Origin of the sequence: Streptococcus halichoeri, assembly GCF_019774635.1 — a bacterium.
Classification (GTDB): Bacteria; Bacillota; Bacilli; order Lactobacillales; family Streptococcaceae; genus Streptococcus; species Streptococcus halichoeri.
Genome location: NZ_CP081502.1, coordinates 1779704 through 1798740 on the forward strand (window position 1 = coordinate 1779704; position 19037 = coordinate 1798740).

The window sequence follows — 19037 nt, forward strand, 5'->3', positions numbered from 1 at the left end:
GATAAGAGGAACATGGCAAAAGGTCATTGGGGGAAAAAAGCAGTACTAGCCAGCCTAGTCATCAGCGCGGGATTGTTGAATGGGCAGGGGAGTGTACGAGCGGATGAAAAACAAAAAGCTATAACTGAGATTAACAGACTGCTTAAAAGAGGAAGCGATTTAAGAATTGAAATACAGAATCTGGTAAATGCTACAAACAGATTAAGAGGGCAGCAAAACTCTTTAACTTCACATGATTTAGTTGACAAAACCAAAGCACTATCAGAGCAGCTGGAAAAAATAACCCATGAACAAAGAATTGCCAATTTTGATGACGCTTTTGACTTTGCCTTAAAGGAAATAAAAAAAGAGCAAGCGAAAGTTACTGAATTAACTTCTGAAAAAGAAAAATTAACCAAACAGGTCAAGCAAGAAAAGACTATTTCAGAGGGATTAAAAAGCGAGCGGCAAAAGCTTCAAGATAATTTAGAAAATGCTCAAAAAGAAAACACTAGATTAGAGACTAACATGGAAACGCTCCAAAAACAAGCCGATGCTACCTCTCAATCTTTAAAAGTTAGCGAAGAGAAAGTTAAAGAACTCGGTGAAAAAATTACCGAATCAACTAAACAAAATCAAGACTTAAAATCTAAACTGGAAAAAGAAGAAAAAGACTTAGCTGGTCTTCAAGAAAAATTCAATGCTACTAACTCTAAAAATAACGCTGAAAAAGCAAAGCTGCAAGCTGAACTGGATGCTAAAAAGACGCAAGTTTCTAATCTGCAAGCTGAGGTAGAAAAAGGTCAAGCTGCTGTTAACAAGCTAACTTCTGAAAAGCAGGCTGCTGAGACTCAGGTCGCTGCACTAACGGCTGAAAAAGAGCAGCTCAGCAAGGACAAAGCAGAAGTTGAGGCTAAGCTGCAAGACCAAAGCAAGCTCAGTGAAGCCGATAAAGCTAAACTTCAAGCTCAATTAGCTGATGTGCAAGCAAAAATCACTGAAAAGGAAAACGCTATCAAGGGTCTTGAAAGTAAGCTAACTGAAACGACTGCTAAGCTTGAAAACCAAAGTAAGCTCAGCGCTGAGGACAAGGCTAAGCTTGAAAAAGAACTGCAAGACTTGATGGCTAAGCTTGACATGCTTAAAAAAGAGCATGAGAAAACGCCGGACACACCTCAGACTCCTGAGACGAAGCCTGAGGATCAGCCAAAAGCTCCAAGCACGCCAGAGACTCCTCAAAAACCAGAGGTTACACCGCAACCTAAGCCTGCACCAGAACCTAAAGTTCCTGAGGAAAAACCAGCTGAGCCAAAAGCTCCAGAAACACCGCAAGCTAAGCCAGAAGCAGGCACAGACACGCCAAGTGCCCAAACTCCACAGGCTAAGCCTGAAAAACACAGTATCCCATGGACGGCGCTAACACCGGCTGCTCCAAGCAAGGATGCCAACGCTAAGAATGCCAAAGATGGCAAAACCACACAAACACCAGCTGACAAGCAAAACAAAGGCAAAGCTGCTGCTAACACAGCAAGCCAAGCAGCACCTGCTGCTCAGTCAGTACCAGGTGGCAAGCACAGCGCCAACCAACTACCTGCCACTGGTGAGGCGGCTACTAGCTTCTTCACGGCAGCTGCTCTGTCTGTTATGGCCTCTGCTGGTGTCCTTAGCCTCAAGCGCAAGAAAGACTAAGCACCGCTGTCATCGGCAAGCCGATTTCAACTCCTCTTCCTATAAGTAAGCTAGGGACCACGCTCCTTGGGCGCTAGCTAAGACTCAATCCACATCAAAACCCTTCTTGCTACCAGCAGGAAGGGTTTTGCTCATCTTTACACAACACAAAGCTCATGTGATAGCCAGCAGGGCGACAAACACCCACAAGGAAAAAGTCAGCCTCTCTTTGTTTTCATCATTTTAGAAAAAATAAAATTACTGACCTTAGAATGATGTGAGTTTTCTTGCTTTCAGCACATTAAAAAACGAATTGTAAAGTAGCAACTCGTTTTTTATTTTGATACTTAGCAGCATTCTATCTAGGCGACTAGCAAGGCAAGCAGCCTTTTGACAGGCTTATAGGTGCTCTGGTACAGCTTTTAGCAGCTCTGCTATTTGACTAGCATCTGATCCACCAGCCATAGCCATATCTGGTTTACCGCCTCCACGACCAGAGATGATTGGGGCCAAGGCTTTAATCACGTTTCCAGCATGAACGTTCTTGGTCTTGCTGGCCACAAGAACATTGACTTTTTCACCAATGGCAGCGACAAGTACCAGCACATCTGAGTAGTCTGTTTGCTTCCAGTTATCAGCAAAGGTGCGTAAGGCACCGGCATCAGAGACCGTAACTTGGGTGGCAATGTAGCGCAAGTCCTTAGCTTCCTTGACATTTTTAAAGACATCACCGGCTTGGGCGGCTGCTGCTTTTTCCTTGAGCTCAGCCACTTCCTTTTGCAAATCGCGGAGCTGCTCACTTTGGCTCATAACCTTAGCAGGAACTTGGTCCATTTGAGGGACCTTTAATGTCTGGGCAATTTCTTTTAGGGCATCTTCTTGCTTGCGGAAGGCCTCATAGGCTGCTTGGCCGGTAACCGCCAAAATACGGCGGGTTCCTGAACCAATCCCTTCTTCTTTGAGGATTTTAAAGAGGCCAATTTCTGAGGAATTGTGCAAATGGGTTCCCCCGCAAAGTTCAACCGAATAATCTCCGATTTGGACCACGCGCACCGTTTTGCCATACTTTTCACCAAAGAGGGCCATCGCTCCCATTGCTTTAGCCGTCTCGACATCCGTTTCTGTTGTTGTGATAGCAAGGGCATTCCAGATTTGTTGGTTGACTTCTTCTTCAATCTGGCGAAGCTCAGCAGCTGTCACAGCTTCAAAATGGGTGAAGTCAAAGCGAAGGAAGTCTGCTTCATTTAACGAGCCAGCCTGGGTAGCATGCTCACCGACAACTCGATGAAGAGCCGCATGCAACAAATGGGTTGCGGTGTGGTTTTTCTCCACTGCATAACGACGTTTAGTATCAATCTCGAGGTGATAAACCTCATCTAAAGCTAGACTAGCTAGGACCTTGACGGTGTGTAGGGCTTGGCCATTTGGCGCTTTTTGCACATCCGTCACATGTGCAACTATCTCACCCTGGCTATTTTTAATCACGCCATGGTCAGCCACCTGGCCACCCATTTCTGCATAAAAAGGTGTCTGATCAAAGACCAGCAAGGCCTGACCTTCTGAAACCACTTGGCTGCGTTCATTGTCAACAATAATCACAGTCAAACGGGCATCAACACTCTCTGTTTCATACAAGAAAGTCGATGGCTCTGTAATCCCAGCAAGGGTTTCGTTTTGCATCCCCATTGAGCCACCCTTGACCACAGCTGCACGTGCTCGCTCTTGCTGTTCTTTCATGGCTGCTTTAAAGCCAGCGTGATCAATCTGATAACCTGCATCTTCTGCTAATTCTTCTGTTAATTCCACAGGGAAACCATAGGTGTCGTAAAGTTTGAAGATGTCTTGACCTTCCAGAGTGTTTTGGCCACTGGCCTTGAGCTGCGCTAGCAATTGATCCAAATGACCAGACCCGGCATCAATAGTCCGTGCAAAGGTTTCTTCTTCACGCTTGATAATTTTTTGGATAAAGTCTTGTTTTTCAAGAATTTCTGGATAGTAACTTTCCATGATCTGGCCAACTGTTGGGACTAATTTGTAAAGGAAGGTTTCATGAATCCCCAGACGGCGACCATGCATGACAGCCCGGCGCAGCAAACGGCGAAGTACATAGCCACGCCCTTCATTGCCAGGTAAGGCCCCATCTCCGATGGCAAATGCCAAAGCCCGGATATGGTCGGCAATGACTTTAAAGCTCATGTTGTCACCATCTGGGTCATAGGTTTTGCCAGACATCTGCTCAATCTCATGAATGATTGGCAAGAAAAGGTCTGTTTCAAAGTTAGTTTTAGCCCCTTGAATAACAGCAACTAAACGCTCTAGGCCTGCTCCCGTATCAATATTTTTGTGAGGCAGTTCTTTATATTGTGAACGGGGCACTGCAGGATCAGCATTAAATTGGGATAAGACGATATTCCAGATTTCGATGTAACGATCGTTCTCAAGGTCTTCTTCTAAGAGACGAATGCCAATATTTTCAGGGTCAAAGGCTGCGCCGCGGTCAAAGAAAATCTCTGTATCTGGCCCTGAAGGACCTTTACCAATCTCCCAAAAATTTTCTTCTAAGGGAATCAAATGACTAGGTTCTACCCCACAAGCAATCCAGCGGTTGTAAGAATCAGTATCAGCTGGGTAATAAGTCATATACAGTTTGTCTTTTGGGAAAGCAAACCACTCTGGACTTGTGAGCAATTCATAGCCCCACTCAATTGCCTCATCACGGAAATAATCACCAATGGAAAAATTACCAAGCATTTCAAACATGGTATGGTGGCGAGCTGTTTTCCCAACATTTTCAATATCATTTGTCCGAATGGACTTTTGAGCATTAGTAATCCGTGGGTTTTCTGGAATTACAGAACCATCAAAATATTTTTTGAGAGTTGCCACACCAGAGTTAATCCATAGAAGCGTTGGGTCATTGACAGGGACCAGGTTAGCTGATGGCTCAACAGAGTGACCTTTTGATTTCCAGAAATCTAGCCACATTTGACGAATTTCAGCAGAAGTCATTTGTTTCATAGCATGTCCTTTTCTATTTTGTAAAGCGCAAGTTGGCTTGGCCTTTACAAACACAAAACAAGTTCATTTAACAGAGGGCGAAAACCGCGGTACCACCTCTATTCAATGAACTTGTCATTCTCATTATTATATTCAACTATTTCATTAAGTAGCATGTACTTTCTGATTGTCCATGACTCGCAGCTCCCGTCACTTCTCTGAATCCAATCGCCGAAAGACAATTCTTAACTTTTATAAGTATATCGTTTTTTATCCAGTCGGTCAATCTCTTATCCTTATTGACCTACAGGTGTACCTAGATTATTATTTGCCTTTGTATCTTTCTTTGAAGCAAATTGTGCCAAGATATTAGCAAAGGCTTTGTCCTTGATCTTCACATTTGCTTTATCTAAAGCTGATGAAATCACCTTATTTTGGAAGTTGGTATCATTTGTTTTTTCTTTTAAGATAATTTCTTTCAAACGAGGTTTAGAGGATTTCCAGTCTGCTTTTTTCTCAGCTTTTTTAAGTACTTTCACAATGTAGAATTTCTTTTGGTAAGTTGCTGAATCTAAGACAGTTATCACCTCTGAATGGTCACCTTCTTTAAGCTTACTTGCTGCCTTGATTACTTCGCTTGGCAGTGTTGTGCTAGCAGAATCAAAAGTATAATCAATTTTCTTATTTGCTGCTGTTGTTTTATCCTTAGCAATTGCGGCAAAATCAGCCCCTTCTGCCTTGACATCATCCAGAGCCTTTTTAGCTTTTTCTTCATCATTTAGGGCCATGACTTGCGTTGTCATACTTGGCGTGTAATCTTTATAAGCCTTTTCGTAATTTTTATCTGTCAGTTCTTTCTTAGCTGCTTTTTTAACAGCGTGCTCAACAAGCATTGTTGTTCTAATTTGCTTTTTATACGTTTCAGGAGTTAAACCAGCTTGTTGCAAAGCACCTGAGAATGATGAGCCATACTGTTTAGCAGTCTTGTCATATGATTGTTTGACTTCTTTTTCTGACACTTGCTTACCATATTGTGACTCAAACACACGTGATAATACCAGATTAAGCATGGATTGTTGTGCAGCGCTAGAGTTTTTAGCTTCGTTGTAAAAATCACTGACAGTGATTGTATCACCTTTCATTGTGATAACATTTGTTCCTTCACTGGTTGAGTGACAGGCTGCCAGTGTTAGCACTGAAGCAACTGTGACTACCCCTGTGAGGATTTTGCGTGATGTCTTCATAATGATGAACTCCTTTTTTTGTCTTTAACCAATTTATTATAACACAAATTCTTAAATAATACTTAATCTGTTACAAATGCTCAACTTCTTGGTCCTTACGAATCATTAATAACCCATCGCTTAGCGGAATTAAGCTGCTTGTTAGAGCAGGATGATCTAGTGTCACCTCAAATAACTTTTGTAAGCCACGATAGATCGCTCGCTGACTGCGATGCACTTCTTCGATTGGTTTAACGATGTCACCACCTTGAAAGACATCATCAATAATAATCACTCCACCAACCTTTAAATGGCGTAAAATTTCCGGTAAAAATACGACGTATTTTGACTTAGCCGAGTCCATAAAGACAAAATCAAAGTCTTGCTCAACTTCTTTGAGAATATCTGCTGCATCTCCTTGTAAAAGGGTAATTTGCTTGCGCTGATCAAAGCGCGCCAAGTTTTTTTGGGCCAAAGCAATCATTTCGTCATTACGATCAATGGTTACAATTTTAGCCTCCGGTAGGACATCTGCCATAACCAGAGCAGAAAAGCCAATTGCTGTACCAATTTCAAGTATTTTTGCTGGTGCTAATGCTTTAAGAAGGACACGAAAATAAGCAACAACTTCGTGTTGGATGATCGGAATGTTTTCGGACTTCGCAAAAACTTCTAATTCTGCTAAATGACCCTGATTTTGAGTCTGCTTGGTGCGCAAGAATTGCAGGACATCCTCCTTAATAATCGGACGGCGCATGTTACGATTTGCATTTTGACTGTACGTTTGAACCATACCTCTCATTATATAAAAAAACTCTAGACTTTACTAGAGTTTTTAAAGAATTTGTTTTTGACGAGACAAGCTCAGATGCAGTCTGAGTGCAACGCCAAATGCAAGGGTGTAGAGCCCAATAAATAATCCAAGTGTGCTGTAATAGGAATGAGTAATCTCAAAAGTGATAGAAAGTAACATGGGACCTACCAAGGCTGCAACAGCCCAAGCTGTTAAAATATAACCATGCAAGGTAGCAAGTTCCTTCGCCCCAAAAAGATCACTCAAATAAGGAGGAATGAGCGAAAAGCCCGCCCCATAACAGGTCATGAGAATAGCCAAAGCACCAATAAAAATGATAGGGACATGGACAACCATCAGCATAAGCATCATCAGAATATTGACTACAAACAAGAGAATCATGGTCATGGATCGTCCCAACCAATCTGATAAAGAAGCCCACACCAGACGTCCAAAGCCATTAAAAATCCCCATTAAGCCTACAGCTAAGGCCGCATCAGTAGGTGTCAAATGTGCAAGATCTTGCGAAATGGGTGCAACTACCGAAATCAGAGCTAAGCCACAAGCGATATTAATGAACAAAAGGAACCACAAGGTATAAAATTCTGGTGTGCGAATCGCTTCATGAGCACTGTACCCTTGCTCTAAGGCCGCACCGCCTGGTATGCTCTTACTTACAGCTGCAAATTCGCTAGCGCTCGGTTTTTGAATAAACTGCGCTGCAATAATCATAACGCTAAAATAAAGAAAGCCTAATAAATAGAAAGTCTCAACCACTCCCCTACTCGTCATTAAGAGCTGTGCAATGGGACTGGTTAATAAAGAGGCAAAACCAAAGCCCATTATCGCCATGCCAGTAGCCAAGCCGCGCTTGTCAGGAAACCACTTAATAATGGTTGATACTGGGGTGATGTATCCTGCGCCTAACCCTAACCCACCAATAAGCCCATACCCCAAATACAGTAAGGTAAGATTATGATGCTGAATGGCTAAACCAGTCAGCATCGTCCCGCCACCATAGAAAATGGCCGAAAAAGAGCCAACAAGACGAGGACCAAAACGTTCGACAAAGCGACCAACAAACGCTGCCGACATGCCTAGGCAAAAAATAGCTAATGAAAACGCAAAGGCAATGGAGGACTGAGACCAGCCTGTCTCTGTCATCATGGGGTTACGAAAGACACTCCAAGCATAGGTAGAGCCCAGCATCAAATGTAATATTACCCCTGCAGTTGCTACAACGTATCGATTGGTTATTTTCACAAAAACCTCTTTCCAAAAAACGAATATTTTCTTTGTTTTTTTATTTATCGTCAGGATTTTATTTTATGATAACTTAGACCTTTCGTCAAAGATTATGTTTAACTGAAAAAGAGACAAAAAGCTTGGCGCTCGAAATCAAGGTTTTTGTCTCTTTGAGTTTATAAAGCAAGGGCAGTAATGGCTGATAAAGAGTCAATATGACTATTTCCCTTAGAATCAGGCTGGGTGAGATTAAGTGATTTAATGCCAGCATTTTCAGCTGCCTGAACATCTAACAAACAATCACCTATATAATAGGTATGCTGCTTATCTAACTGATAAGTATCCACTAAAAAGGTAATGGATTCTGGATGCGGTTTTCGTTTAAAGCCATCTTGTGCTGTAAGGACGTGCTTAAAGTAAGTGGCTATGCCTAGCTTTTCTAAAACAGCTTGGGTCGTTGCACCTTTGTGCGTAATGATAAAGTTATCAATTCCTTGTTCTTGAGTATACTCTAAAACCTCCTTAGTGGCTGGCATCAAAGTTATCATATGATCACGCGCTTCTTGTTCACGGTTAAAGAATGTCAGCAACTCTTTAAAGGGAATGCGATAGGCCCGCGCAATGTCCTTTAGTAGCGAGTAAACAGACTCTTTTAAGATAAAGTCCATGACACATGCCTCATCCAAAGGTAGATCATACACATGATACATTTCTTGAATCACTTGGCGAATGGCCTCATAAGACTCAACCAAGGTTCCATCAAAATCCCAAATAAATGCTGTTTTTGTCATATCTCACACCCTCACCCTTATCTCTTTGATTTTTAAGGCTTACAGCCCATCTTAATGTAATACGCCTTTTGCCACTAGTGCTTCTAATTCTGTTAAACGTTTTTCAAAGACAGCAAAGGCCTCATCTAGATAAGTCGTATCTGTCATATCAACACCTGCTTTGGCGATAACTGCTAGTGGGAAATCTGAGTTACCCGCTTTCAAGTAATCCAAGTAACGCTCAATATCTTCTGGCTGACCATGGACAATCTTGTGCGCTAGGTAGCTGGCCGCAGCAAAACCAGTAGCATATTGGTAGACATAATAGTTATAATAAAAATGCGGAATACGTGCCCACTCATATTGAATGTAGTGATTTTCGGCTTTTGGTAAGCCATAATACTTTTCGTTTAAGGTGGCGTAGAGGTTGTTTAGATAATCACTGGTTAACACCTGGCCAGCCTGATCAGCTTGGTGAATTGCTAATTCAAATTCCGCAAACTGTGTTTGGCGGAAAACGGTCCCCCTAAAGCCATCAAGATAGTGATTTAGAATCGCAAAACGCTCTTTATCGTCAGTCACTTCCTTAAGGAGAGCTTCTGTCAAAATATTTTCATTAGTTGTTGAGGCAATCTCGGCTAAAAAGATACTATAATCACCATAGACATAAGGTTGCGTTTCCCTGGTAAAGGTTGAGTGCATGCTGTGACCTGTCTCGTGGATTAGGGTATACATACTATCTAATGTATCTTGCCAGTTCAACAGCATAAAGGCATTGGTGTCATAAGCACCACCAGAATAGGCGCCTGAACGTTTCCCTTTGTTGACATGAACATCAATCCAACGCTCAGTAAAGGCACGGTGCACTCGCTTGGCATAATCAGGACCAAAGACCTCTAAGATTTTTTCTGTTTTGGCCAGTGCTTCATCATAAGATACGGCCAGGTCCACCTCCGACAAAGGGGTATAAATGTCATACATTTTTAATTCTGAAAGTCCTAGAACCTCCTGCCGTAACTTAAGGTAGCGATGCAAAAGAGGCAGATGCTTATGAACAGAGGCAAGTAGCGTATCGTAGACAGCTTCTGGAATAAAATTAGCAGACATAGCTGCTTGACGCGCTGAATCATAGTGGTGAACACGTGCTTGGAAATTATGGACTTTCACATTGCTTTGTAAGGTTTTTGCATAAGTATGCTGGAATTGTTCATAGGTTTGATAGAGAGCCTCAAAAGCAGCTTGCCGGACTTTACGGTCTTTTGATTCCATCAGTTTGATAAAATTACCATGCGTTATTTCCACTTCTTGGCCTTGATCATCTACAATCGTTGGGAACGAAATATCAGCATTATCTAGAATGCCAAAGGTATCCTCAGGAGCATTGAAAATTTCCTGTGCCCCAGCTAAGAGCTCTTCTTCATGCGGCGTCAATACATGTTTTTTATTCTTAAGCAGACGCTCAAAATAATGACGATAGGGCTTTAGGCCAGCTTCTTGAACCTCAAAGTCAATCAAAGTCTCTTCATCTAAAGCCATAATCTCTGGTTCATAGAAGGAATAAACTTCTCCAAAGCGGGCATATAAAGCTGCAGCCTTGGACTGATATTCCTGATATTTAGCCACAGTTGTATCTTGGTCATTTTTCATGTGCGCATACACATATACTGTCTCAATCCGGCGTGATAAGGCCAGTTGGGTCTGGGTAATGCGTAATAACTGACTACTACTATCTAGCAAGTGTCCGGCATCACTCTTAGCCTGATCAAGTGCGGCATTAAGAGCTTGCACCTCCTGCTCCCAATCATCATCACTGGCAAAGATGGTCCCTAAATCCCACGTATATTTTTCTTCTAAATGGCTGCGATTATCTGACATAGAATCCTCCTAGTATATTTTCTTCCTTTTCATTTTAACATAAAAGTCTGGAGCATAAAGCGTTTGCACATGCTTATTAGACATTTCTTTGTAATAACTGTCATAGGCTTGATAATAGCTGAGCAGTTTTGGATGATAAGAACAGTGCGTTGCATCAATTATAATGGGCCTAAGTGGTGGGTAAAAGGCTTGCGCTGAGTAAGATAATATATTCTCCCCTTGCAAATAAGCCTGCTCTTGGATTTTTAACCAACGAGGGTCACGCTGGTATAAGGCTCTTTGAATTTTCAAAAGCAAATCCCGATCTGTTGTGACCTGCATTGTCGGAGACAGCTTAGGCACATATGGCCACCGCAACAAGGGCAGGATCGATTTTTTTAAAGAATAGGAATAAGTGAGATAATGCAGGCGGCCAAATAAATCCTCGTGTATCATATAATGCAAATGAATCACTGATTTTTGTAAATCAAGCTCCCACACGTGAAAGCCAATTTGCCAGGAAAACTGCAGCAAGGCCCGCTGCAAAGCTGTCAGTCGCTGCTTAAGCGCCAGCTTTTGGCCCAATAACCAAAGCACCGTAAAGCCAGCTGCCTGATAAGACTGTGTCCTTTGGCTCAGTCTCTCAAGCGATAAGGGGCTACATTGTACTTCTAAAATCAGTTTGTGGTTAACACACAGATCGGCAATCTGGGCAATTTCTGGCAAATAATACTCCACAATGACATCTGCACTAGCAGATAGGGAATGATAAAGGAGTGCTTTTAAACCGAGATGCTCGGCTGATTCATTTGAGCTTTCATGTGGGCACTGGCTTAACTGCCGGTGGGCAAAATGCGGGCGTTTTATCGGTCCCCGGCGTACGAGCACCTCGCCATGACACACTGGGCAAAAATAAATGGCATCTTTAGGCGGTTCTTTCAAAATAGAGATGACCTGGCCTTGCTGATTAATCGCTGAGAGCATCACAAACTTCCTTTCCAAATAGACCTCACTTATCTATTCGAAAAAAATGCCTGTTGTGTACGGCAACAGGCAATGATTTAAACTTTTTTGAGTAAACTATAAAGTCCCATACAAACCAACATTAAGGCACTGGTCATATAAAAGGGTGTGATAAAAGCTTCTAAGTGTAAAGCACTAGGTAATTTGGTTAATACCACAGGTGTCAAGATAACTCCGATATTTCCTGCTGTCAGTGCTAAGCTCGTTATAAAATTATTATGAGCTAGGGAATAGTGCTTAGCAATATAGTAAAAGACAGATGACATCGTACCTACAAAACTGGCACCAATCAAAATAGCCGCAACAACAAAGAGGATTTTTGAATTTCCAAAAGTTAACAGCAGATTGCCAAGTCCCATAGCCACAATCATGAGTAACAGGGTTCCTTCTTTTAGCACACGTGTTAGATAACCAAAAACAATACCAATGATAATCCCACTAACAGCCAAAACGGTTAAGATATTGCTGGCAAAAAAACTCGAATAGTGGTATTTGCTAACTAAAAGAGTTGGTATTTTAATGGTTGCCCCAATGTAACTAATCCCCACAAAAAACGTTATTAACATCAAATACAAGGCCGATCGATCAAAAGTAGCCATAGCCTTAACAGAATGCGGATCTTGTGTTGATTCCGGCACAAATTTGCTAAAGAAAAAGTAGACCGGGATAACCAATAAATACACGAGGTAAGTATAGTTAACACCAACCAGCAGCGCCAAACCAACAATAAAGGTCGTTAGAGCCTTACCAATATTTAAAGTAGCCGTACGTAGACCAATCATATTAGCCCGAGTTTGACCAGTATAATGATCACTAATAATACTAATGGAAAGAGAATTATACAAACCAATCCCAATTCCCAACAATAAGCGGCAAACCAAAACAACGACAAACTGACGTGTAAAAAACGAGACCAAACCAGAAATTAAAATAAGGATCAAACCCAATTGAACTGTTTTTTTCTTACCTAACCTGGCCACTACAAAGGGACTGAGCATGACAAAAATCGTAATCATCATGGCCGGGATGGTCACCAAATTTTCTACAGATGCTAGCCCAAGCTGCGGATTTTGCGCATGGTAAAACTCAAACATCTTAGGAATTGCTGGAGCAATAGCCAAATGCGACATCAAAAAAATGGAAATCGATAAAATCGCCACTTTTGATGATAACTTATCTTTCATTGAAAAACTCCTTTTTAATAATACGTCACTAGTATATAGAGTGTTTCACAATTCTGCAAGTATTGTGAATGAACACACTAGTCTAAGAACGTTTTTAAGTGCCGCAGTTCTTCCGCAGTTAAAGTCCGAAAAGCACCCACAGGCAGTTGGCCCAAAGTAAAACCAGCAAAAGCCGTTCTGCGCAAATAGACAACCTTAACCCCATAAGCCAAAAACATTTTCTTAACTTGGTGAAATTTACCTTCTGAGATAGTTACCTGGGCCTGAGAAAGGGTCGCTCCACTAGCCATAACTTCCAAAAGCGCAGCTTTACACTTGGTCCCATCAGCAAAGACCACGCCCTGGCTGAAGAATTGACAAGCATCTTGGCCTAAATAGCCATTCACTTCGACAAAATAGGTCTTAGACACATGGTATTTCGGATGCAACATCCGAAATCCTAGCGGACCATTATTTGTGATTAATATTAGGCCTTCTGTATCGCGATCCAATCGACCAATCGGATAAAGGTTATCATAAACATGCTTAGGATCAACCAGATCAAGGACCGTCTGATAGGTAGTATCCCAACAAGCAGACACAACGCCCGCAGGCTTATGCAAGAGAAAATACTGGGCTGCAAAATCCCTAATAACCTGCCCTTTAACCGTGATGACTTGTAAACCTGGATCACAATTTTGCGCCGCAGACCAAGCTGGTAGCCCATCAATAAGCACTTGCTTGCGGGCCAGAAGTTGCTTGACCTGCTTGCGCGAGCCAATTTTTGCTAATTCTAATAGTTTATCTAATCGCATAGTAACTAGTTTAGCATACTTTGGCACAAGAAAAAAAGAGCCTTGCGATTGGCTCTAACGTTGCTCTTAGTCTAACAGTTCAGCTGCTGCTTGATCAACAATCACAACAACATTGGGATGCTTTTGAAGAATACTAGCTGGCAAGTCTTGGGTAACTGGTCCTTCAACCATGGCCTTCACTGCTTCTGCTTTTTCCTTGCCAAAGGCCAATAAGACAATCATTTTTGATTGCATAATCGAAGCAATCCCCATAGAAATGGCCTGCTTAGGCACCTCGTCTTTGCTTGCAAAGAAGCGACTGTTCGCTTCAATGGTGTCTGGTTCTAAATCAACCACATGTGTGGTGACTTCAAACGATGTGCCTGGTTCATTAAAACCAATATGCCCATTACGCCCAATGCCTAAGATTTGAAAGTCAATTGGGTGTTTAGCAATCAGCTGGTCATAAGCTTTGACTTCAGCTGCCAAGTCTTTTGCTAAACCATTTGGTAGGAAGTTTTCCTTAAAGGGTTTAGCATCAAATAAGTGCTTATGCATGAAGTAATGGTAACTTTGCTGATTGCTAGCAGCTAGGCCTACATATTCATCCAAATTAATGCTGGTCATATCTGATAAATCAAGTGAACTCTTTACGATTTCTTGATAGAACGTTTCTGGCGTACTGCCTGTTGCTAAGCCTAAAGTCTTAGCACCTGCTTTCATTTGCTCCTTAAGGAGAGTAAAGGCAATTTTGCCACCTTCTGCTGGGTTTTCAACACGAATTAGTTTCATCTGCTAAGCTCCTTTACTGGTATATACCTATTATATGGTATATACCAATTTTTGTCAAGGAAACTATTTTTAATTCTCCAACAATTTGTCAATAAGGTTGGTAGAAAACAAACAAATCTCCTCCCTACACCTTAAACATAGCCTGCTTTAAACGAAAAACAGCCAACTCTCTAAACCTTTTCCTCCACACTGATTATTTTGCTGTTCATGGTTAGCGGAGACAATAGACCTGGCTTTTCATTTGGTCATCAAAGAAAAGTAACTGGTCAATCAGATGACGTTCCTGCCTAGTCGTGATATAATAGTACAGCTAAAAGAAAAGTAACAATAGTAACAAAGGAGTAGCTATGAATACCAATGATTTTGATTTTGATCTGCCTGAGGAGCTGATTGCCCAAACCCCGCTTGAGAAACGTGATAGCTCAAAATTACTAATCATTGATCACCAGCAAAAAACAATGGTTGATAGCCATTTTGACCATATCATTGATCAATTGAACCCAGGTGATGCTTTGGTTATGAATAACACTCGTGTCCTACCAGCCCGCCTCCACGGCCAAAAAACAGACACACTTGGCCACGTGGAACTGCTCCTTTTAAACAACATCAGAGAGGACCAATGGGAAGTTTTGGCCAAACCAGCTAAACGCTTAAAAGTCGGCACAAAAATCTCTTTTGGAGACGGACGCCTAACAGCTACGGTATTAGAAGAGCTTGAACATGGTGGCCGCATCGTTGCCTTTTCTTATACTGGGATTTTCTTAGAAGTCTTGGAAAGTTTAGGAGAAATGCCTCTTCCCCCTTATATCCACGAAAAATTAGACGACGCAGAACGCTACCAGACAGTCTATGCCAAAGAAAATGGCTCAGCTGCTGCTCCGACTGCTGGGCTCCATTTTACACAAGAGCTATTGGAACGCATTCAAGCAAAGGGAGTGCACCTGGTCTATCTCACGTTACACGTTGGTTTAGGCACATTTCGACCAGTCTCAGTGGATAATATTGAAGAACATGAGATGCACTCGGAGTTTTATTCCCTAAGTGAAGAAGCTGCGCAAACACTGCGTGCAGTCAAAGCCAAAGGCGGCCGCGTTGTAGCCGTAGGAACGACATCCATTCGCACCCTCGAAACAATTGGTTCTAAGTTCAAAGGAGAAATCCAAGCAGATTCTGGCTGGACAACTATTTTTATCAAACCTGGTTACCAGTTTACAGTTGTTGATGCCTTTTCAACCAACTTTCACCTTCCCAAATCAACACTTGTCATGTTAGTGGCAGCCTTTGCTGGGCGAGACTTTGTTTTAGAAGCCTATCAGCATGCCATTCACGAAAAATACCGTTTCTTTAGCTTTGGCGATGCCATGTTTGTGATGTAAAGGCACTAAAGATTGAAAAAGGCTTATTTTTAAGACTTAGTCCTAACGAGACCTTGGGCCTTGTAATACACTAAAATGACTAAAATGGCAGGACATTAAATTCTAAGAGAGTTTAATGTCCTGCTATTTTTTATACCAAAGAAAACTTTGGCCCAAGCTTTAGGGATTTTGGTTAACCCGGTGCCATTCATTTATCACATAGGTCAGCGCAGCTAATTGATTATAGCCTAAAGGGCTAATCTCCTGACTTTCTGGAGTTGTTCCTCCTAGCTGACGCGTATAGATTGCAACGAGGTAGGGTGACTTTTCCATAACAATAGCAGCAACATTGAGCGCTTCATGAACATAGCCTGGCTTTTGATAGATGATTAGATCAGGGAGATAGGTTTTGTAATATTGCCCAGGAAAGGAACGGCCGATGCAATCAAGAATCGGCTTATAGCTGTCCTGGTGTTTCCATAAGTAATCTAGAACTTGCAGGTAATAACTTGCTGTCGTCTTATTGCCCGCTCGAGCGATCGTTGGAAGTTCTTTTGAACGTGATTTTCCGTAACGATCGAAGGCTTTAAATGCCTGATCAAGTCCGCCAAATCGCTCAGCTAGAGCATAGGCTGGTGTGTTTTCAGAGTAAACCAGCGAATATTCCTGCATCTGAGGAATGGTCATCGCGCCCTTAAATTGGCTAACATAGGCAGCATGCTCTCCTTGATACTCATAGGTGGTATGGGTAATATCAAAGCGTTCTGTCAGCGAGAGTTTACCCTTTGCGACCTCATCAAGCACAAGCATATTTAAAGGAAGTTTGTAAGTACTCCCTGCAGTCATTGGCACCACTTCATTCATTCCATCTGTTTTACCTGTGCGCACATCCTTGTAAGAAAAGGCTACCTGTGAGGGATCAATACCATATTCTTGTAAATAAGCCTTAACCGTAGCAGCTAAGGAGAGATTGGGATAGTCATAATAAAGATTGAGAGCATTCATTCGCTCTAAATCATGTGCCATCACAGCTTGTTTAGCTGCCTGAGATTTTTCAACTGACTTAGGCTTAAAAGGTTTTTTAGCTTGTTCGTGCTTAACCACTGCTTTTGATGGCCTATCTTCACTTTTCGCATTAGCAATCAGTAACGTGGATAGGATAATTCCTGCAAGGAATAAGGTGACACAGGTCAGAATAAGCAGAGTAGATTGTTCCCTCAAGACAGAGCGGTTTTTCTTATCCAAAACTTGAACTCCTTTGCCTGGTTAATAATAAAAAATCCAAGAAATAACGATCAGGATTTCTTTATTTTACAAAAATATTTCATAATTATTACTAATGTAACTAAAAATATATTTTTTGTCAACCGTTTGTAATAAAATAAGCTATCATAATCTGACTAAACTGGCCCTTGGGCAAGATTTTCCACTCAGATACACGGCCAACTTGAACGCCAGTGTTTATCAACTAAGTCTTTGAAGCAAACTAACCGAAATGTTCGCCAGAGATAATTAAGCCTATTATTGTAGCAAATAAAAAGGATTGAAGAAACAGACCCAAAAGGACATTCTTCAATCTACAGGCATTGTAAGTTCGTAAGATAACTTGGTAGGTATTAAAATTTGCTTAAAGAGGTATTAAGCTAGCGCAGCTTGATACAATTCAGCAACTGTATTCCAGTTGATAATTTCAAAGAAGGCCTTGATATAATTTGGCCGGACATTGCGATACGTCAAATAATAGGCATGTTCCCAGACATCTAAAGCAAGAATGGGTTTTAGGCCTTGGGAAATCGGTGTATCTTGGTTAGCTGTAGAAATCACTTCTAGCTTACCTTCTTTATTTACTACAAGCCAAGCCCAGCCAGAACCAAAACGACCAGTAGCAGCTTTAGTAAACGCATCTTTAAAGGCATCAAAAGAACCAAAGGCCTGATCGATAGCTTTAGCCACATCTGTTGTAATTTCAGTTTTTTCTGGAGATAATAATGTCCAGAACAAAGCATGGTTAAGGTGGCCTCCACCATTGTTGATTAGTGCTTGTCGAATATCAGCAGGAATGGTGTCAGGATTGGTCAGTAAGGTTTCTAAGTCTTCGCCAATTTCAGGATGCTTTTCTAAAGCCGCATTCGTATTAGCGACATAGGTAGCATGGTGTTTATCATGATGAAGAGTCATTGTCTCTTGATCAATTTGCGGTTCAAGTGCATCGTACGCATACGGAAGATCTGGTAAGGTAATTGCCATTGTTTTATCCTCTTTCCTATAGTCTAAAACCATAGTAACGCAATTTGATAGAGCTTTCAACTAATTTGCCCAGACCATAAAGGGTTATCAGAGCGGGCTAGCCATTAGCTTTAGCAAGCAAATATCAAAGAGATATGCTTTATCATTGACTCCTGTTTTTATCTGATAATCAGTCTCAATGAGCTGCCCTACCGCGGTTTTTAGATAAGCAATAGAAAGAGATCTTGTATCGGCTAAAGCATACTTGATTTGATAAGGGTTAAGCTTACGGCCCATGACTGTAGAAAGATGGGCCAGCATTTGCTGCTCATTTTTCCCACTCTCTTGTAAAATGGCAAGCTGCAAATAAAGTCGGAATTGCCCCAGTAAGATAGCAATCAATTTAATCTCATCTTCACCTTGTAGACGCAAATCATGCACCAAAGAGCTAGCCTTAGAAGCGTTTTTTCGTAATAAATGTTTTATTAATTGAAACACATTATCTTGGAGGGTTTTGGGGATAGCCTCTTCTATGTCATCTAACGTAATAGAATCATCTGGTTTATAGTCTTTTAAGAAGGTTAGGTTTTTAACCATTTGACCAAAATCACCATTTGATTTTACTAATAACCTATCAAAGACACCACTGTCAAATGAGAGACTTAAACGATCACCATAAGCTTGAAAAAAACGTTTAAACTCTTGCTCCTTAAGCGGAGTCGCCTCAAAGACACGAGCATCGCGCTTAAGTAATTTCACCAAGCGACGCTTCCCGTCTAATTTACCAGGGGCAAGGATGATTAAGCGTGTACTCTCAAGTGGCTTTTCCAGATAAGCTTCAAAAGCTTTTAGCTCTTGCTCTTTAAAATAAGCCTTCTTCGCTGTTGTAATGTCTAACAATTGATCAAAAATCACAAATTTATAGTCAGCAAAAAAGGGAAGACTAACCAAATCCATTTCTGCTTCTTTATAACTAGTGTTTGACAAGTCAAAAAAAGAATAAGTGAGGTCATCCTTATCATAGCCAATTTTGCTTAAAAGTGTATCTCTAAGCTCAGTGTATTGACCAACATCATCTCCTGTAACAAGGGTCAAAGGACCGAGTTGGTCAACTGTCAGTTTTTGTAATTCTTCCAATGCAATCATATTTTTATT

At 41.5% G+C, this 19037-nt stretch carries 15 protein-coding genes; 2 read left to right on the forward strand and 13 right to left on the reverse strand.

Going from position 1 to position 19037, the window contains the following annotated elements; all coding sequences use genetic code 11:
- The first annotated feature begins 12 nt into the window (after positions 1–12).
- Positions 13–1668, forward strand: coding sequence for an LPXTG cell wall anchor domain-containing protein (locus K5J94_RS08345; protein ID WP_221912907.1), 1656 nt, complete (start codon positions 13–15; stop codon positions 1666–1668).
- A 378-nt stretch (positions 1669–2046) separates the two neighbouring features.
- Here the strand turns inward: K5J94_RS08345 and alaS are convergent, their stop codons facing one another.
- The 10 genes from alaS to nagB all read right to left on the reverse strand — a co-directional run bounded on the left by alaS (position 2047) and on the right by nagB (position 14301).
- Positions 2047–4665 carry an alanine--tRNA ligase gene (alaS, locus tag K5J94_RS08350; protein ID WP_221912909.1) on the reverse strand — a complete coding sequence of 873 codons (2619 nt, stop codon included), beginning with the start codon at positions 4663–4665 and terminating at the stop codon, positions 2047–2049.
- A 275-nt stretch (positions 4666–4940) separates the two neighbouring features.
- Positions 4941–5888 carry a peptidylprolyl isomerase PrsA gene (gene prsA / locus K5J94_RS08355; protein WP_159543721.1) on the reverse strand — a complete coding sequence of 316 codons (948 nt, stop codon included), beginning with the start codon at positions 5886–5888 and terminating at the stop codon, positions 4941–4943.
- 70 nt (positions 5889–5958) lie between these two features.
- Positions 5959–6660 carry an O-methyltransferase gene (locus tag K5J94_RS08360; RefSeq protein WP_159563994.1) on the reverse strand — a complete coding sequence of 234 codons (702 nt, stop codon included), beginning with the start codon at positions 6658–6660 and terminating at the stop codon, positions 5959–5961.
- Positions 6661–6702: 42 nt separating this feature from the next.
- Complete coding sequence (locus K5J94_RS08365) at positions 6703–7923, reverse strand: L-lactate MFS transporter (RefSeq protein ID WP_159563993.1); 1221 nt, start codon at positions 7921–7923, stop codon at positions 6703–6705.
- Positions 7924–8081: 158 nt separating this feature from the next.
- A complete protein-coding gene (locus K5J94_RS08370; protein WP_221912910.1) occupies positions 8082–8696 on the reverse strand; it encodes an HAD-IA family hydrolase in 615 nt (204 codons plus the stop codon).
- A gap of 51 nt (positions 8697–8747) precedes the next feature.
- A complete protein-coding gene (pepF, locus tag K5J94_RS08375; protein WP_221912912.1) occupies positions 8748–10550 on the reverse strand; it encodes an oligoendopeptidase F in 1803 nt (600 codons plus the stop codon).
- A 9-nt stretch (positions 10551–10559) separates the two neighbouring features.
- Positions 10560–11513 (reverse strand): competence protein CoiA, encoded by a 954-nt coding sequence (locus K5J94_RS08380; protein ID WP_159563990.1) that lies wholly within the window; start codon positions 11511–11513, stop codon positions 10560–10562.
- Positions 11514–11590: 77 nt separating this feature from the next.
- Positions 11591–12736, reverse strand: coding sequence for an MFS transporter (locus tag K5J94_RS08385; protein WP_159563989.1), 1146 nt, complete (start codon positions 12734–12736; stop codon positions 11591–11593).
- A gap of 77 nt (positions 12737–12813) precedes the next feature.
- Positions 12814–13530 (reverse strand): pseudouridine synthase, encoded by a 717-nt coding sequence (locus K5J94_RS08390; protein ID WP_159583241.1) that lies wholly within the window; start codon positions 13528–13530, stop codon positions 12814–12816.
- Positions 13531–13596: 66 nt separating this feature from the next.
- The gene (nagB, locus tag K5J94_RS08395; RefSeq protein ID WP_159563987.1) at positions 13597–14301 is read right to left on the reverse strand and encodes a glucosamine-6-phosphate deaminase; all 705 of its coding nucleotides are present in this window, start codon (positions 14299–14301) and stop codon (positions 13597–13599) included.
- 347 nt (positions 14302–14648) lie between these two features.
- Between nagB and queA the strand changes: the two genes are divergently transcribed.
- Positions 14649–15677, forward strand: a complete 1029-nt coding sequence (gene queA, locus K5J94_RS08400; protein WP_159543703.1) for a tRNA preQ1(34) S-adenosylmethionine ribosyltransferase-isomerase QueA — start codon at positions 14649–14651, stop codon at positions 15675–15677.
- 159 nt (positions 15678–15836) lie between these two features.
- On the opposite strand, the gene K5J94_RS08405 is transcribed toward queA, so the two are convergent.
- The 3 genes from K5J94_RS08405 to holA all read right to left on the reverse strand — a co-directional run bounded on the left by K5J94_RS08405 (position 15837) and on the right by holA (position 19028).
- Entirely contained in the window at positions 15837–16901 is a 1065-nt protein-coding gene (locus K5J94_RS08405; RefSeq protein WP_231700353.1) for a serine hydrolase, read from the reverse strand.
- 393 nt (positions 16902–17294) lie between these two features.
- Positions 17295–17903 (reverse strand): superoxide dismutase SodA, encoded by a 609-nt coding sequence (gene sodA / locus K5J94_RS08410; RefSeq protein WP_159548987.1) that lies wholly within the window; start codon positions 17901–17903, stop codon positions 17295–17297.
- A gap of 87 nt (positions 17904–17990) precedes the next feature.
- A complete protein-coding gene (gene holA / locus K5J94_RS08415; protein WP_221912915.1) occupies positions 17991–19028 on the reverse strand; it encodes a DNA polymerase III subunit delta in 1038 nt (345 codons plus the stop codon).
- Positions 19029–19037 lie beyond the last annotated feature (9 nt).

Bases quoted from the DNA above. Each gene is read 5' to 3' on its own strand.
- K5J94_RS08345 (WP_221912907.1), top strand. From the start codon at position 13: ATGGCAAAAGGTCATTGGGGGAAAAAAGCAGTACTAGCCAGCCTAGTC.
- alaS (WP_221912909.1), bottom strand. From the start codon at position 4,665: ATGAAACAAATGACTTCTGCTGAAATTCGTCAAATGTGGCTAGATTTC.
- prsA (WP_159543721.1), bottom strand. From the start codon at position 5,888: ATGAAGACATCACGCAAAATCCTCACAGGGGTAGTCACAGTTGCTTCA.
- K5J94_RS08360 (WP_159563994.1), bottom strand. From the start codon at position 6,660: ATGGTTCAAACGTACAGTCAAAATGCAAATCGTAACATGCGCCGTCCG.
- K5J94_RS08370 (WP_221912910.1), bottom strand. From the start codon at position 8,696: ATGACAAAAACAGCATTTATTTGGGATTTTGATGGAACCTTGGTTGAG.
- pepF (WP_221912912.1), bottom strand. From the start codon at position 10,550: ATGTCAGATAATCGCAGCCATTTAGAAGAAAAATATACGTGGGATTTA.
- K5J94_RS08380 (WP_159563990.1), bottom strand. From the start codon at position 11,513: ATGCTCTCAGCGATTAATCAGCAAGGCCAGGTCATCTCTATTTTGAAA.
- K5J94_RS08385 (WP_159563989.1), bottom strand. From the start codon at position 12,736: ATGAAAGATAAGTTATCATCAAAAGTGGCGATTTTATCGATTTCCATT.
- K5J94_RS08390 (WP_159583241.1), bottom strand. From the start codon at position 13,530: ATGCGATTAGATAAACTATTAGAATTAGCAAAAATTGGCTCGCGCAAG.
- nagB (WP_159563987.1), bottom strand. From the start codon at position 14,301: ATGAAACTAATTCGTGTTGAAAACCCAGCAGAAGGTGGCAAAATTGCC.
- queA (WP_159543703.1), top strand. From the start codon at position 14,649: ATGAATACCAATGATTTTGATTTTGATCTGCCTGAGGAGCTGATTGCC.
- sodA (WP_159548987.1), bottom strand. From the start codon at position 17,903: ATGGCAATTACCTTACCAGATCTTCCGTATGCGTACGATGCACTTGAA.
- holA (WP_221912915.1), bottom strand. From the start codon at position 19,028: ATGATTGCATTGGAAGAATTACAAAAACTGACAGTTGACCAACTCGGT.